Source organism: Actinoplanes sp. L3-i22 (assembly GCF_019704555.1).
Taxonomy (GTDB): Bacteria; Actinomycetota; Actinomycetes; order Mycobacteriales; family Micromonosporaceae; genus Actinoplanes.
On record NZ_AP024745.1, the window covers coordinates 1557291 to 1572323 of the forward strand.

At 70.8% G+C, this 15033-nt stretch carries 13 protein-coding genes; 3 read left to right on the plus strand and 10 right to left on the minus strand.

The features are described from left to right. Nucleotides 1-52: 52 nt before the first annotated feature. The 5 genes from fabF to L3i22_RS07310 all read right to left on the minus strand — a co-directional run bounded on the left by fabF (nt 53) and on the right by L3i22_RS07310 (nt 4856). Nucleotides 53-1279, minus strand: a complete 1227-nt coding sequence (gene fabF, locus L3i22_RS07290; RefSeq protein ID WP_221326212.1) for a beta-ketoacyl-ACP synthase II — start codon at nt 1277-1279, stop codon at nt 53-55. Between the two features lies 1 nt (nt 1280). Beyond that, nucleotides 1281-1523 carry an acyl carrier protein gene (locus L3i22_RS07295; RefSeq protein ID WP_221326213.1) on the minus strand — a complete coding sequence of 81 codons (243 nt, stop codon included), beginning with the start codon at nt 1521-1523 and terminating at the stop codon, nt 1281-1283. A 57-nt stretch (nt 1524-1580) separates the two neighbouring features. Continuing rightward, nucleotides 1581-2534 carry a beta-ketoacyl-ACP synthase III gene (locus tag L3i22_RS07300; protein WP_221326214.1) on the minus strand — a complete coding sequence of 318 codons (954 nt, stop codon included), beginning with the start codon at nt 2532-2534 and terminating at the stop codon, nt 1581-1583. Nucleotides 2535-2563: 29 nt separating this feature from the next. Beyond that, nucleotides 2564-3493: an ACP S-malonyltransferase gene (locus tag L3i22_RS07305; protein ID WP_221326215.1), complete on the minus strand. Its 930-nt coding sequence runs from the start codon at nt 3491-3493 to the stop codon at nt 2564-2566. Nucleotides 3494-3647: 154 nt separating this feature from the next. Continuing rightward, on the minus strand, nt 3648-4856 hold the full coding sequence (locus tag L3i22_RS07310; RefSeq protein WP_255658022.1) for a CdaR family transcriptional regulator: 1209 nt from the start codon (nt 4854-4856) through the stop codon (nt 3648-3650). 206 nt (nt 4857-5062) lie between these two features. On the opposite strand from L3i22_RS07310, the gene L3i22_RS07315 reads away from it, so the two are divergent. Next, nucleotides 5063-5278, plus strand: coding sequence for a hypothetical protein (locus L3i22_RS07315; RefSeq protein WP_221326216.1), 216 nt, complete (start codon nt 5063-5065; stop codon nt 5276-5278). Nucleotides 5279-5527: 249 nt separating this feature from the next. After that, nucleotides 5528-6148, plus strand: coding sequence for a TetR/AcrR family transcriptional regulator (locus L3i22_RS07320; protein WP_221326217.1), 621 nt, complete (start codon nt 5528-5530; stop codon nt 6146-6148). A gap of 241 nt (nt 6149-6389) precedes the next feature. On the opposite strand, the gene L3i22_RS07325 is transcribed toward L3i22_RS07320, so the two are convergent. Together L3i22_RS07325 and gltX are read right to left on the minus strand one after the other, a co-directional pair. Further along, nucleotides 6390-7106 (minus strand): hypothetical protein, encoded by a 717-nt coding sequence (locus L3i22_RS07325; protein ID WP_221326218.1) that lies wholly within the window; start codon nt 7104-7106, stop codon nt 6390-6392. Between the two features lie 304 nt (nt 7107-7410). Further along, entirely contained in the window at nt 7411-8823 is a 1413-nt protein-coding gene (gltX, locus tag L3i22_RS07330; RefSeq protein ID WP_221326219.1) for a glutamate--tRNA ligase, read from the minus strand. 107 nt (nt 8824-8930) lie between these two features. Here gltX and L3i22_RS07335 point away from each other — a divergent pair, with 107 nt between their 5' ends. Further along, nucleotides 8931-9464 carry a dihydrofolate reductase family protein gene (locus L3i22_RS07335; RefSeq protein WP_221326220.1) on the plus strand — a complete coding sequence of 178 codons (534 nt, stop codon included), beginning with the start codon at nt 8931-8933 and terminating at the stop codon, nt 9462-9464. Here the strand turns inward: L3i22_RS07335 and L3i22_RS07340 are convergent. The 3 genes from L3i22_RS07340 to L3i22_RS07350 form a co-directional block, all read right to left on the minus strand. Continuing rightward, the gene (locus L3i22_RS07340) at nt 9461-11575 is read right to left on the minus strand and encodes a methyl-accepting chemotaxis protein (protein ID WP_221326221.1); all 2115 of its coding nucleotides are present in this window, start codon (nt 11573-11575) and stop codon (nt 9461-9463) included. The genes L3i22_RS07335 and L3i22_RS07340 overlap by 4 nt on opposite strands. 70 nt (nt 11576-11645) lie before the next feature. Next, nucleotides 11646-14384 carry a pyruvate dehydrogenase (acetyl-transferring), homodimeric type gene (aceE, locus tag L3i22_RS07345; RefSeq protein WP_221326222.1) on the minus strand — a complete coding sequence of 913 codons (2739 nt, stop codon included), beginning with the start codon at nt 14382-14384 and terminating at the stop codon, nt 11646-11648. Between the two features lie 153 nt (nt 14385-14537). Then, nucleotides 14538-14942, minus strand: coding sequence for a YjbQ family protein (locus L3i22_RS07350; RefSeq protein ID WP_221326223.1), 405 nt, complete (start codon nt 14940-14942; stop codon nt 14538-14540). Nucleotides 14943-15033: the final 91 nt, after the last annotated feature.

Here is a 15033-nt window from a genome sequence, read left to right on the forward strand (position 1 = left end):
CGTGATCCCTGGCCGGGATCACGGCTCCGTTTCAGCTACGCGTCAGAAGAGCTCAGGGGCGCGTGAAGATCAGGGCCACGTTGTGACCGCCGAAGCCGAACGAGTTGTTCATCGCCGCCGGGATGTCGAGCGGACGGGCCTTGTGCGCCGCCACGTCGAGATCCAGCCGGTCGTCCGGGTCGTCGAGGTTGATGGTCGGGGGGACCACGCTGTCACGGATCGCCAGGATCGTGGCGATCGACTCCAGTGCTCCGGCCGCGCCCAGCAGGTGCCCGGTCATCGACTTCGTCGAGGTGATCACCGGGTGACTGCCGATAGCGGTCCGGATGCCGAGGACCTCGCCCATGTCGCCGGCCGGGGTCGACGTCGCGTGGGCGTTCACGTGCACGATGTCGGCGCCGGTCAGACCGGCGTCGCGGATCGCCATCGCCATGGCCCGGATCCCGCCCTTGCACTCCGGGTCGGGCTGGACGATGTCGTAGCCGTCCGAGGTGATCCCGGCACCGGCGAGACGGGCGTACACGGTGGCCCCGCGGGCCGCCGCGTGATCGGCACGCTCCAGGATCAGCGCGCCGGCCCCCTCACCGAGGACGAAGCCGTCCCGGTTGCGGTCCCACGGCCGGGACGCCCGCTCCGGATCGTCGTTGCGCGTCGACATGGCGCGCATCGAGGCGAAACCGGCGATCGGCAGCGGGTGGATCACGGCCTCGGTGCTGCCGGCCACCACCACGTCGGCACGACCGGCCCGGATCAGGTCGAGACCCAGGGCGACCGCCTCGGCGCCGGTGGCACAGGCACTGGCCATCGCCCGGACCCCGGCCCGGGCGCCGACCTCGAGCCCGACGTAGGCCGCCGGGCCGTTCGGCATGAGCATCGGCACGGTGTGCGGGCTGACCCGCCGCGGGCCGGACTTCTCCAGGATGTCGTCCTGGTCGAGCAGGGTGATCGCGCCACCGATGCCGCTGCCGAAGCTGACCGCGAGACGCTCCGGGTCCAGCCCGGTGCCCTCCAGACCGGAATCGGCCCAGGCCTGCTTGGCGGCGACGATGGCCATCGCCTCACTGCGGTCCAGCCGCCGCATCCGGACCCGGTCGAGAATCTCCGACGGGTCCACCGCGATCTGCGCGGCGATGCGAACGGTGAGCTGCCCGGCCCACTCCTGAGTGAGCGGACTCACCCCGGAGCGGCCGGCGAGCATGGCGTCCCAGGTGGACGCGACGTCCCCGCCCAGCGGGGTCGTCGCGCCGAGCCCGGTGACGACGACGTCGACAGTGCTCATGTCAGGCGTTCGCCTCGATGTAGGTGACCGCGTCACCGACGGTCTTCAGGTTCTGCACCTCGTTGTCCGGGATCTTGACGCCGAACTTCTCCTCGGCCGCCACCACGACCTCGACCATCGACAGCGAGTCGACGTCCAGGTCGTCGGTGAACGACTTGCCCTCGGCGACGTCGTCCGGGTTCACTCCGGCGACCTCCTCGAGGATCTCGCCGAGGCCCGAGGTGATCTCTTCACGAGTAGCCATGTTGGTGTTTTTCCTCTCGAAACTGACTTGTCTGACAAATATCCGGGCAGGCGCCGCTCACGGGCAGCGGATGACCTGGCCGGCGTAGGTGAGGCCACCGCCGAAGCCGAACAGCAGCACCGGTGCCCCGGAGGGGATCTCCCGGCGCTCGATCAGCTTGGACAGGGCCAGCGGCACACTCGCCGCGGAGGTGTTGCCGGACTCGATCAGGTCCTTGGCGACGATCGCGTCCGGGCTCAGGCCCAGCCGCTTCACGATGCCGTCGATGATCCGGGTGTTCGCCTGGTGCGGCACGAACGCGGCCAGCTCGGACGGCAGGACACCGGCGCGCTTGCAGGCCTCGATCGCGAACGGGGCGAGCTCGGTGGTCGCCCAGCGGAAGACGATCTGGCCCTCCTGCTCGATGTACGGCCGCCAGCCCTCGATCCGCAGCACGTCGCCCTTGTCCGGGGCGGAACCCCAGAGCACCGGGCCGACGCCGGGCTCCTCGCCGTCCGGCACCCCGGTCATCACCGCGGCGCCGGCACCGTCGCCGAACAGGACCGCGGTCTTGCGGTCCGACCAGTCGGTGACGTCGGAGAGCTTCTCCGCGCCGATCACGATGGCGTTGCGGGCGGCGCCGGCGCGGATCGCGTGGTCCGCGCTGCCGACCGCGTAGGAGAAGCCCGAGCAGGCGGTGTTCAGGTCGTACGCCGCCGGGGCGGCGATGCCCAGCTTGTGCGCCACCCGGGTGGCGACGTTCGGGCAGCGGTCGATCGACGAGCAGGTCGCGACGATGACCAGGTCGATGTCGGCGGCGGTCAGGCCGGACGCGGCCAGCGCCTTCTCGGCGGCGAAGCCGGCCATGTCGGCGACCGACTCGGTGTCGGTGGCGATCCGCCGCTCGGCGATGCCGACCCGGCTGCGGATCCACTCGTCGTTGGTGTCCAGAGTCCTGGTCAGGTCTTCGTTGGTGACCACGCGCGAGGGCTGGTAGTGGCCCATCGCGACGATGCGGGAACCCGCTGTCATCGTTCCTCCTTCGGTCGCGACTGCGCGCGTCAGTGCTGTGGCATGGCGTGCCGGGCGATCAGATCGCGCGCGGCGGGCAGGTCGTCCGGCGTGTTCAGCGTGACGATCTCGGGCGCACGGGCGCCCTTCATCTCACGCCTGACCAGGCCGGCCAGGGTGCCGGCCGGGGGCAGCTCGATGACCGCGGTGACGCCGAGACCCTTGAGTGTGCTCATGCACAGGTCCCACCGGACACCGGCGGTGATCTGGCGGACCAGGCGGTCGAGCATGTCGCGCCCGCCCGCCACGGCCGTGCCGTCCAGGTTCGACAACAGCGTCCGGGCCGGGTCGGTGACGGTCGTTTTCGCGGCGACCGCGGCGAGCGCGGTCTCGGCGGGCGCCATGAACGGGGTGTGGAAGGCTCCGGCCACCGCGAGCGCGATCACCCGGGCCTTGGCCGGCGGGGCGGCCGCGAACTCGGCCAGCCCGTCCAGCGCGCCGGCCGCGACGATCTGGCCGGCGCCGTTGCGGTTGGCCGGGTGCAGCCCGTGCTTCTCGATCGTGGCGACCACCTCGTCCGGGTCGCCGCCGAGCACGGCGGACATCCCGGTCGGCGCGAGCGCGCAGGCGGCGGCCATCTCCCGGCCGCGGACGCCGGCCAGGGTGATCGCGTCCTCCGGGGTCAGCACCCCGGCGATCGAGGCGGCGCCCAGCTCACCGACGCTGTGACCGGCGACCACGCCGACCCGCTCCAGCGGTAGCTGGGCGGCGGCGAGCAGGGCCGCGGCGACCAGCAGCGGCTGGGTCCGGGCGGTGTCCTTGATCTCCTCGGCGTCCGCGTCGGTGCCGAGGTGCACCAGGTCGACCCCGGCGAGCGCGGACCACGCGGTGAGGCGGTCCTTGGCACCGGGGAGTTCGAGCCAGGAGTTCAGGAAGCCGGGCTTCTGGGAACCCTGGCCGGGTGAGAGTACGGCGAGCACGTCTTCGACTCTTCCGGATCGGGAGGCGTTCCGGGGTTGCCGGGCGCGACCAAACCCTACGACAGACCTTGTAGGTTCCCTACAAAACGGGGGTAAGGTTGCACCGATTAGGCACCATTTGGACCGCTGGTCGTTAGAGGTTAATCCCTGTGACTCATGTCGCAGGGTCGAGACGCCCGATGCTCAGCGCCATCCGCAACGCGAAGGCGTCCCGCCCGTCCAGCGGGGACAGCGCGGTGACCTCGGCCACCCGGCGCAGGCGGTAGCGGACCGTGTTGGGATGCACGTAGAGCTCGCGCGCCGCACTCTCCAGTACCCCGCCGGCCGCGAAGAATGCGTCGAGCGTCTCCAGCAGGGCGCCACCGGCCCGGGTCAGCGCCGCGTACACGTCGTTGCGGAGCTTGCGGCGCGCGTCCAGATCGCCGGCCAGGGCCCGCTCGGGCAGCAGGTCGTCGGCGGCGACCGGGGTCGGCGCGCCCGGCCAGGCCGGTGCGGCGCGGAAGCCGGCCAGTGCCGCCCGGGCCGACTCGGTGGCCTGCTCCAGGGCCGGCACGGCCGGGCCGACCACGATCGGGCCCTCGCCGAAGCCGGAGCGCAGCGCGGCCGCGGTGGCCACCGGATCGGTCGCGCCGCCGACCACCGCCACCAGCCGGTCGCCGTGCACCCCGCCGATCACCTCGAGCCGGGCCCGCCGGGCGGCCCGGTAGAGCGCGTGCAGCACCGCGGTGATGTCGCCGCCGGGGGAGCGGCCCACCACCACCGCGACCGGCGGCGAGTCCACCCAGCCCAGCGCGCCGGCCCGGCTGGCCAGCACGTCCTGCGAGTCGCCGCGCAGCAGCGCGTCGACCAGCATCGCCTGCAGCCGCGCGTCCCACGCGCCGCGGGACTCGGCGGCCCGGGCGTAGACCCGCGCGGCCGAGAACGCGATCTCCCGGGAGAACCGCAGGATCGCCTGGAGCAGCAGGGCGGTCTCGCCCTTGCCGGCGAAGCCGGGCACCTCGGCCTCGGCCACGTCGATCGTCACCTTGATCAGCTGGACGGTCTGGGTCAGCGTGATCGCCCGGGCCAGCGCGCGCGGCGCCGCCGCGAACACCTCGTCGGAGATCTCCTGGGTGCTGGCCGCGACGGTGGCGCCGGACCGCAGCCACTCCACGAGCGACCGGACGCCGGCCTGTGCGACGAGCATCACCCAGGACCGCTGATCGGCCGGCAGGGCCCGGAACCACGGCAGCGTCTCGTCCATCCGGGCCACCGCGGAGCTCGCGAGGGCCCCGGCGTGCCGCTCGATCCGGCGCAACGTCGCAGGTTGCAGCGGGTTCGCCGGGGTTTCCGGCGACGGTTCGGTGATTCGGCTGTCCGCCACGCGCCCAGAGTGGCACGCCGCCTTCGGCTGACGCGAACCGCGCCTGTTTCATACTTTTTATGACATTTGTCGGGTGTAGCGGTGCGCCTCTACCCCGATTCCGGTCGGTGACCTGGCATCGTGTGCTCCGGGCCGGAGCCTTCAGCCGGTGCCGGGCGTGCCGATGAAGAGACGGTGCCGAACAAACCGATGATCGAGGAGGGGAGATGATGGACCGCGACGACACCACCCGTGCCGAAATCGATCCCGCCCTTGAGGACCTGCCAGCGGTCGCCGACGAGGAGCCGATCGTCGTGTCGGAGCCGGGCCGGGTCGGCTGCCGCACCGAGTTGCGGGGCTGGGCGGGCGCTCATCTGCACGGCGCCGTGCGACCACGCCGCCGGGCTGCCGGCCGCGGTCGGCCGCCGGGCCGCTGGTGCTGAGGATCTGAAGCCGCGCGCATCGCTTTCCTCGAGCGATGCGCGGCGGTCGCGCTTCGTTTCGCGCTTCGCGCCTGCTTCGGTACGGCGTGAGCACCGCCCTCGGCGTCGCGTTTTCCGTGCCACCCGCCGTCCGCCCGGTGCCGCCCGCGCACTCCGCGTGGCCGGTGCCGTCACTCCGTTGGGTGAGTGGGAGGGGTGGTCCGGGCGCGTTTCGACTACCGGAGTGCCCGGGCTGGCCACGGTTGACCGATGGACGACAAGAGACGGCTGATCCTGGACCAGGCGCTCGCGTTGGTGGACGAGCGCGGACTGGCCGCCATGTCGATGCGAGCGGTCGCCGAACGGGTCGGGCTCACCTCGATGGCGCTCTACCCCTATGTCGGCGGCAAGGACGCCCTCCTCGACGGCCTCGTCGACCTGCTGCACCTGGAACTGGGCAGAGCCGGGGCCGGGGCGTGGACGGCGGCGGACCTCGACTGGCGGAAGCGGCTGCGGGCGCTGGGCCGGGCGGTGCGCGCGCTGGCTCACGCCCACCCCAGTGCCTTCCCGCTGCTGCTGAACCGCTCCGCGGCCGGCGCCTCGGCGTCCTGGCTGACCGCCGCGCTGCGCGGCATCCTGCACGACGCCGGGGTGCGTGACGCCGAGGTTCCCCGGCTGGCCCGGATGATCTGCGCGTTCCTGCTCGGCTACACCACCGGCGAGGTCACCGGCGGCCTCCCCGAACTTCTCCCGGCCGCACCCGAGGACAGCGCGCCCGGATCCGAGGATCCGGCCGCCGCCCACCGGACGACGGAATTCGACGCGGACCTGGATGATCTGGTCGATCTGGTGGCGAATGCCGTTTGTCCTCGCGTGGATGATCGCGGCTGAGGCCGGGTTCTGGGTTCTTTGAAACCGCAACCACCCGCGGACGTCGCCCTTGCGGGTCTCGTGTTCTGGGCGCCCCGCGCCCTTGCGAGGCCCGGAAGGGTCCCCGCGGGAGCGACGATCAGTTATCGGCCGCAGCATAGGCAATGAAGCTCTTGAATTTGATCTTGATGAAGTCGGGGGAAACGGAAACCGCCCCGGGCCGAATGGGGCCGGGGCGGTCGTGGTGTCGCGGTGCGGAACGTCAGATGCGGCGGCGGATCAGGAAAGCCATGCCGGCCAGGCCGGTCAGGATGATCACGAGGACCGCGCCGTTCAGCAGGAACAGGCGACGCATCTCGCCGATGAACTTGTTCGCGCTGGCGGCCGGGTCGTCGTCGGCCTTCAGGTTCTCGCCGATGCCGCCGCCGATGCCGCCGTTGACGACGTCGGGCTTGGCCTTCAGCGGGACGCCGCTCAGGCGCAGCGACTCGGACATCGACAGCCGGCCGTAGAACCAGCCGTCGGTCTTCTTCCCGGACGGCTGCGCGGCCGGCCGGTGCGCCCGCGGACCCCCGGTGGCCAGCGGGTACAGCTCGTAGAGCTGGGTGGCCTTCTCCTTGATCAGGACCTGGACCGTGTACTTCGGGCCCAGTTTGTCCTTCTTCGGCGCCGAGGCCTGCGGCGTGGCCGCGGCCATCCAGCCGACCTCTTCCATCAGCATCCGGAACAGCTTCGGGTCCTCGGCCTGCAGGACCTTGATGCCGGCCTCCGGCAGCTCACCGCCGACTATCGTCATCGTGTCCGGCTGCGGCTTCGGTTTCGCCGTCGGCTTCGTGGTGGCCTTCGCCGACGCGGCCGCGCCGGTCTGGCCGGCCGGCGTCGCCTGCGCCGCCGGAGATGTGCCGAGTGTCACAGCCGCAGCGATGGCAAGTGCGCCGGCCGCCACGGCCACCTGTTTCACCGCTCGTCGAACCACCATCCGACCTCCCCCGCCCGTGGATGACATGGTTTCGTGGACCGCTGCTCGTGCCCCGGCGATGACCGGCGCCCGGCATCAGCCTCCAGCCTTCCCGAGCGCCAGCCCGGCCGCATCTCACGGCAGGGTGAATTGGAGCCATTTGGCGGGACGAACGCGGAGGACGGTAAAGCCGTTGATCAGCGGCCGAATATTACCCAGTCCCCGCAACTCGTGGGGGTGGTGGCCACCCATGTAGCGGACCGCATCACCGCATTCGACGACCAGCTATGGTGACCGGCCGTCGAATGCGGTAAAAGGGGGCCGATCAGGCGGAAAGGCGTGCCCGAGCGGCGGCGATGCGCGCCATCGAGCGGTCCCGGCCGAGCAGCTCGATCGACTCGAAGAGCGGCAGGCCGATGGTGCGCCCGGTGATCGCGACCCGGACCGGCGCCTGGGTCTTGCCCAGCTTCAGCCCGCGGGCCTCGCCGACCTGCTCCAGCGCGGCCTTCAGCGCCTCGGCGGTCCACTCGGTCAGCTCGGCGAACGCGGCCGCGGCGCCGTCCAGGATCTCGCCGGCGCCCTCCTTCATGGCCTTCGCCCAGGAGGCCTCGTCGGCGACCGGCTCGTCCAGGAACAGGAAGTCGACGTTCTCCACGATCTCGGCGAGCACCGCGATCCGGGTCTGGGCCAGCGGGGCGATCGTGGTGAAGACGTCCGAGTCGAACTTCGCCGGGTCCCACGGCGGGGCCGGGATGGTCTCGGTGCCGCTCAGCCACGGGGCGCAGACCTGGGTGAACTCGTTCGGCGTGAGGGCCCGGATGTACTCCCCGTTGAACGCGCGGAGCTTCTTGACGTCGAAGAACGCCGGGGCGTGGTTGACGTCCTCGATCCGGTACTCCGCCTCGACGACGGACCACGGGACGATCTCCCGATCGCCGGTGGGCGCCCAGCCGAGCAGCATCAGGTAGTTGCGCATCGCGGCGGCGAGGTAGCCCTCGTCCCGGTACGACTCCAGGGCGACCTTGTCACGGCGCTTCGACAGCTTCTGCCGCTTCTCGTTGACGATCACCGGGACGTGGCCCCAGATCGGCGGGGTGACGCCGAGCGCCTCCCAGAGCAGCTGCTGCTTCGGCGTGTTCGGCAGGTGCTCCTCGGCGCGGATCACGTGGGTGATCCCCATGCTCATGTCGTCGACCACGTTGGCCAGCAGGAACACCGCCGAGCCGTCGGAGCGGGCGATGACGAAGTCCTCGAGCAGCTTGTTCTCGAAGGTGGGCTTGCCGCGGACCAGGTCGACGACCACGGTCTCGCCCTCGTCCGGCGTACGGAAGCGCAGGGCGCGACCCTCGCCCGGGCCCAGCGCCCGCTCGCGGCAGAAGCCGTCGTAGCCGGTGTGGGTGTTGCCGGTGCGGGCGATCACGTCCTCGCGCTTGCAGTCGCAGTAGTACGCCTTGCCCTCGCCGTAGAGCCGGGTGGCGGCCGCGGTGTGGTCGGCGGCGTAGGAGGACTGGTAGTAGGGACCCTCGTACGTCCCGCGTTCGATGCCGATCCAGTCGAGCGCCGAGATGATGCCCTCGGTCCACTCGGGCCGGTTGCGGGCCGCGTCGGTGTCCTCGATCCGGAGCACGAAGACACCGCCGTGCTGCTGGGCGTAGATCCAGTTCTGCAGCGCCGATCGGGCGCCGCCGACGTGGAACATGCCGGTGGGAGACGGGGCGAAACGTACGCGAACAGTCACGCACCCAGCCTACCGAGGTCGGCGAGGGGTATTTGACATGCGGTCGGGAGCGGCGTAATTTACCGATCAGTTAATTAACGCCTCGGTTAAACAAGGAGCTGAGAGCCATGGGCAAGGTCATCGCGGTCGAGTACGTGACGCTGGACGGCGTCTTCGAGGAGCCGGCCTGGAGCGGGCCCTACTTCAACGAGGAGCTGTCCGGCTGGCAGGCGGAGAACCTGCGCGAGGCGGACGCGCTGCTGCTGGGCCGGCGCACCTACGAGGGCTTCAAGTCCGCCTGGCCGCACATGGAGGCGGAGACCGGCGACTTCGGCGTGAAGATGAACACGATGCCCAAGCACGTCGCGACCACCACGCTGACCAGCCCGGAGTGGAACGCGAGCTTCCTCTCCGGCGAGGTGGCGGACGCGGTCGCCAAGCTCCGGACCGAGCCGGCGAACCTGCTGATCAACGGCAGCGCCACGCTGGTGAACTACCTGACCCGGCACAACCTGATCGACGAGTACCGGATCATGATCTTCCCGGTGGTGCAGGGCGAGGGCCGCAAGCTCTGGGACGACGGCACCAAGATCGCGCTGTCGGTCCGGAAGAGCTGGCAGACCTCGACCGGCGTCCAGGTGGTCACCTACGTGCCGGCCTAGACGGTGAAGCGCCCGACCAGGCCGGTCAGCCGCTGCGCGGTGGCGTTCAGCTCGTCGGCGGCCCGCTGGGCGGTGGCGACCGAGTCCCGGGTCCCGTCCACCGCGCCGCTGACCGAGCTGATCCCGTCCGCGATCTCCCGGCTCCCGCCGGCCGCCTCGGCGATGTTGCGGGCCATCTCGGCGGTCGTGGCGGCCTGCTCCTCGACCGCCGCGGCGATCGCCGTCTGATAGTCGTTGACCTGCGCGATCCGGGCCGAGATGGCGCCGATCGAGTCGACCGCGCGAGCCGTGTCGGCCTCGATCGCGGCGACCCGCGCGGTCACGTCCTCGGTCGCCCGGGCGGTCTCCTGGGCCAGCTCCTTGACCTCGTTCGCGACCACCGCGAAGCCCTTGCCGGTCTCGCCGGCCCGGGCCGCCTCGATCGTCGCGTTCAGCGCCAGCAGGTTCGTCTGCTCGGCGATCGTGGCGATCAGCCGGACCACGTCGGTGATCTTCGTGGTGGACTCCCGCAGCTCGTCGACCACCCCGGCGGCCGCCGAGGTCAGGCCGACCCCGTCCCGGCCGGCCTGCGCGGCCTCCTGCGCGTTGCGCGAGATCTCGCTGATCGACGCGCCCATCTGCTCGGCGCCGGCGGCCACCGTCTGCACCACGTGCGACACCGTCGAGGCCGAGCCGGTCACCTGGCCGGCCCGGGACGCGGCGGTCTCGGCGGCCGAGGAGAGCTCGGCACCCGCGCCGGCCACCCGCTGGGCGGTGCCGGCCACCTCCGACGAGGCCGTGGTCACCTCGGCCATCACCGCCCGCAGCTCGGTGGCCGCGGTGTTCAGCGCCGCGGAGGCCTGCCCGATCTCGTCCCGGCCGCGGTCCGCCACGGTCGCCGTGAGGTCGCGGGCGGCGAGCCGCTTCAGCGCGCCGGTCAGCGCGCCCACCCGCCGGGCGATCCGGGACGCCTGGAAGTACGCCGCGGCCGCCCCGAGCAGCGCCAGGAGCACCGCGGCGAGCACGAACGCGCTGAGCATGGTGCTCCGGCCGGCCCGGACCGCGGTGATCGCCTTGGCGGCGTCGGCGTCGTACCCGCCGACCGCGATCGCCCACTGGTACGGCTGGTAGTACGCGACCGTCGTCGTGGTGTTCCCGGCCGCCGCCCCGGCCGCCCCCGGCAGCCGGTAGCCGGTCCGCCAGGTCGCCCCGCCGGTGAGCTGGGGCGCCTGGGTGACGATCTCCTCGACGTACTTGGCGCCGTTCGCGTCGGTCGCGGTGAGGTCGCCGGACGCGTCGGTCAGGCTGGACGCCACCACCCGCCCCCGGTCCGCGGCCGAGGTGCTGTAGACGGTGACCCAGCCGTTCTCCCGGATGTGCGAGGCGGCGATCGCGGCGGTCAGGTTCGCCAGCGCGTCGCTCTGCGGCACCCCGACGAAGAGCGCGCCGATCACCTTCCCGGCGCGGTCCTTGATCGGGTCGTACGCGGTGATGTACGGCGTGTCCACCACCTGCGCCACGCCCCGGTACCCCTTGCCGGAGCTGATCGCCGCCGCCACCGCGTTCGGCTTCCCGTCCGCCCCGGTCGCCGGGATGTACGTGCCGATCGCCCGCGCCCCGGTCTTCGCCTTCACCGTGGTCGCCACCCGCAGCAGGTCCCCGGCGGAGTCGATCCGCTGGAAGAACGTGACCGCCCCGCCGACCAGGTCGGCGGTGTCGTCGACGAACGGGGTGGCCCGTTTCGCGTCGGTGTTCTGCCCGAGCCAGGCGCCGTCCACCACGACCCGGGGCAGCGTCACCCGCTTCTTGGCCTGGCTGACCTGGTTGGTCGCGGTCCAGACGGCGGTCTGCCCGGACAGCTTCATCCCGCCGTGCTGGGCGAGCAGCCCGTCGGCGGCGTGCATGCCGAGGTCCACCTCGCGCTGCACCTCGTCGCCGACCGAGGAGACCAGGGTGCTGACGTCGGCGGTGGCCCGGTCCAGGTCCGCCTCGTTCGACCGGGTCACCGCGCGCTCGGTGCTGTTCGCGAACCGGCCGCTCTGCCAGGCGCCGACGAGCACCAGCACGAGCGCGGTGACCAGGACACTGCCCAGGCCGAGGATCAGGAGCTGGTGGCTGATACGAAGCCGCACGAACCATAGTCTTCCGGACAACACGAAGGCCCGCCGCGTTTTCGCGACGGGCCTCCGAATGATCAGACGATCAGCTGTCGCCGCCGGTCTCCCCGACCGGAGCCGCGTTCACGTCGTCGATCGCGTACTTCTTGGCGGCCTCGCCCGGCACGTGGGCCGGGATCTTGCCGCGCAGCGCGAGCTCGCGCAGCGTGGCGACGGTCACCGACTCCCCGTCCACGTGGAAGTGGCGGCGCAGGGCGTGCCGGGTGTCGCTGCGACCCCAGCCGTCGGTGCCCAGCGAGGTGTAGCCGTTCGGCACCCAGCGGGCGACCAGGTCGGGCACGGCCCGCATCCAGTCGCTGACCGCCACCGAGGGGCCCTCGGTGCTCTCCAGCTTCTGCTGGATGAACGGCTTGCGCGGCTGGTCGCTCGGGTGGAGCAGGTTGTGCTCCTCCGCCTCGATGGCGTCCCGGCGCAGCTCACCCCACGAGGTGACCGACCACACGTCGGCGCTGACGCCCCAGTCCTGGGCGAGCAGCTCCTGCGCCTTGAGCGCCCAGCGCATGCCGGTGCCGGAGGCCAGCAGCTGCGCCTTCGGACCGCTCGTGGACGGGCCCTCGGCGTACCGATAAATGCCCTTGAGCAGGCCTTCCACGTCCACCCCGGCGGGCTCGGCGGGCTGGATCGCCGGCTCGTTGTAGATGGTGAGGTAGTAGAAGATGTTCTCCTGCTTCTCGCCGTACATGCGGTGCAGGCCGTTCTCCATGATGTGCGCGATCTCGTACGCGAACGCCGGATCGTAGGCCACCACGGCCGGGTTGGTCGCCGCGATCAGCAGCGAGTGCCCGTCCTCGTGCTGCAGACCCTCACCGTTGAGCGTGGTGCGGCCGGCGGTGGCGCCGAGCAGGAAGCCCCGGGTCATCTGGTCGGCCGCGGCCCACAGCTCGTCGGCGGTCCGCTGGAAGCCGAACATCGAGTAGAAGATGTACAGCGGGATCATCGGCTCGTCGTGCGTCGCGTACGAGGTACCGGCGGCGATGAAGCTCGCGGTCGAGCCGGCCTCGTTGATCCCCTCGTGCAGGATCTGGCCGTTCGTCGCCTCCTTGTAGGACAGGAACAGCTCCCGGTCCACGGAGGTGTAGGTCTGGCCGTGCGGCGAGTAGATCTTCTTGGTCGGGAAGAGCGAGTCCATGCCGAACGTGCGGGCCTCGTCCGGGATGATCGGCACCCACCGGGCGCCGAACTCCTTGTCCCGCATCAGGTCCTTGAGCAGGCGGACGAAGGCCATCGTGGTGGCGATCTTCTGCTTGCCGCTGCCGGCCTTGATGCCGCTGAACGTCGCCGAGTCCGGGATGTTCAGGGACTTCGCCTTGGTCCGCCGGGACGGGACGTACCCGCCCAGGTCGCGGCGCCGCTCCTGCATGTACTGGTACTCGTCGGACTTCTCACCGGGGTGGAAGTACGGCGGGAGGTACGGGTTCTCCTCGAGCTGCTTGTCGCTGATGTCGAGGTAGAGCCGGTCCCGGAAGCTCTTCAGGTCGGGCAGGGTGAGCTTCTTCATCTGGTGCGTGGCGTTGCGGGCCTCGAAGTGCGAGCCCAGCGTCCAGCCCTTGATGGTCTTGGCGAGGATCACCGTCGGCTGACCGGTGTGCTCGGTCGCCGCCTTGTACGCCGCGTACAGCTTGCGGTAGTCGTGCCCGCCGCGCTTGAGGTTCCACACCTCGTCGTCGGTCATGTTCTCGACCAGCTTGCGGGTGCGCGGGTCCCGGCCGAAGAAGTGCTCGCGGACGTACGCCCCGGACTCGCCCTTGTAGGTCTGGTAGTCGCCGTCCGGCGTCGCGTTCATCAGGTTGACCAGCGCGCCGTCGGTGTCCGCGGCGAGCAGCGAGTCCCACTCGCGGCCCCAGACGACCTTGATCACGTTCCAGCCGGCGCCGCGGAAGAACGACTCCAGCTCCTGGATCACCTTGCCGTTGCCGCGGACCGGGCCGTCGAGGCGCTGCAGGTTGCAGTTGACCACGAAGGTGAGGTTGTCCAGCTCCTCGCGGGCGGCCACGCCGATCGCGCCGAGCGACTCGACCTCGTCCATCTCGCCGTCGCCGAGGAACGCCCAGACGTGCTGCTGGCTGGTGTCCTTGATGCCGCGGTTCTGCAGGTAGCGGTTGTACCGCGCCTGGTAGATCGCGTTCATCGGGCCGAGGCCCATGCTGACGGTCGGGAACTCCCAGAAATTCGGCATCAGCCGCGGGTGCGGGTAGGACGGTAGTCCGCCGCCCGGGTGGCTGAGCTCCTGCCGGAAGCCGTCCAGCTGGTCGGTGGTGAGCCGGCCCTCGAGGTAGGCGCGGGCGTACATGCCGGGGGAGGCGTGGCCCTGGAAGAAGATCTGGTCACCGCCGCCGGGGTGGTCCTTGCCCCGGAAGAAGTGGTTCATGCCGACCTCGTACAGGCTGGCGCTGGACGCGTACGACGAGATGTGGCCTCCGACGCCGATCTCGGGACGCTGCGCGCGGTGCACCAGCATGGCGGCGTTCCATCGGACGTACGCCCGGATCCGCCGCTCGACGAACTCGTCACCGGGGAACCAGGGCTCGCGCTCCGGGGTGATGGTGTTGATGTAATCGGTGGACGTCAGTGGCGGAACGCCCACCTGTCGTTCGCGAGCGCGCTCCAGCAGGCGCAACATCACGTAACGGGCTCGTTTGGCGCCGCGTTCATCGATGACTCCGTCGAGGGACTCGATCCATTCGTTTGTTTCCGAAGGGTCGATGTCCGGAAGCTGGCTCGGCAGGCCATCGCTGATCACCGGGCGCTTGCGCTCCGTGGCCACAGGCAATCCTCTTGGTGTGAGTGTCGGAACCGGTGCGATCAAGGTGGCGTATCGCCCGGAGGTCTCCATCCTGCCCCTTAACGGTGGGCATCGTCACGCCTAACGTCCGGCGCAGCGATACGCGACACATGTACTGACCAGTAACTTCTTCGATCACCCGGTGAGGAAGGAGAACCGCACCTGCCGCACCGGGTTGTCCCCATTGGGATCCACCAGGCAGATCGACTGCCAGGTGCCGAGGGCGATGCGACCATCGAGAACCGGAAGGCTGGCGTACGGCGGGATCCACGCCGGCAGAACGTGATCCCGGCCATGTCCACGGGATCCGTGCCGGTGCCGCCATTTGTCCGCGGCCGGCAGCAGGTCGTCGATCGCGGTCAGCAGGTCCTCGTCGGAACCCGCCCCGGTCTCGATGATCGCCAGCCCGGCCGTCGCGTGTGGCACGAAGACGTGCAGCAAGCCGTCCTTCTCGGCGGCCACGAATCGTTCCGCCTCGCGGGTGATGTCGACGACCGCGGGGGAGTCCCCGGTCCGCACGGTGAGCACTTCGGTACGCATCCGGCGAGCCTATGTGTAGAGATCCAGCACCAGGAACAACGCCGCGGTGGCGGTCAACCAGGCCACCCCGAGCGCCAGCCGGCACATGATC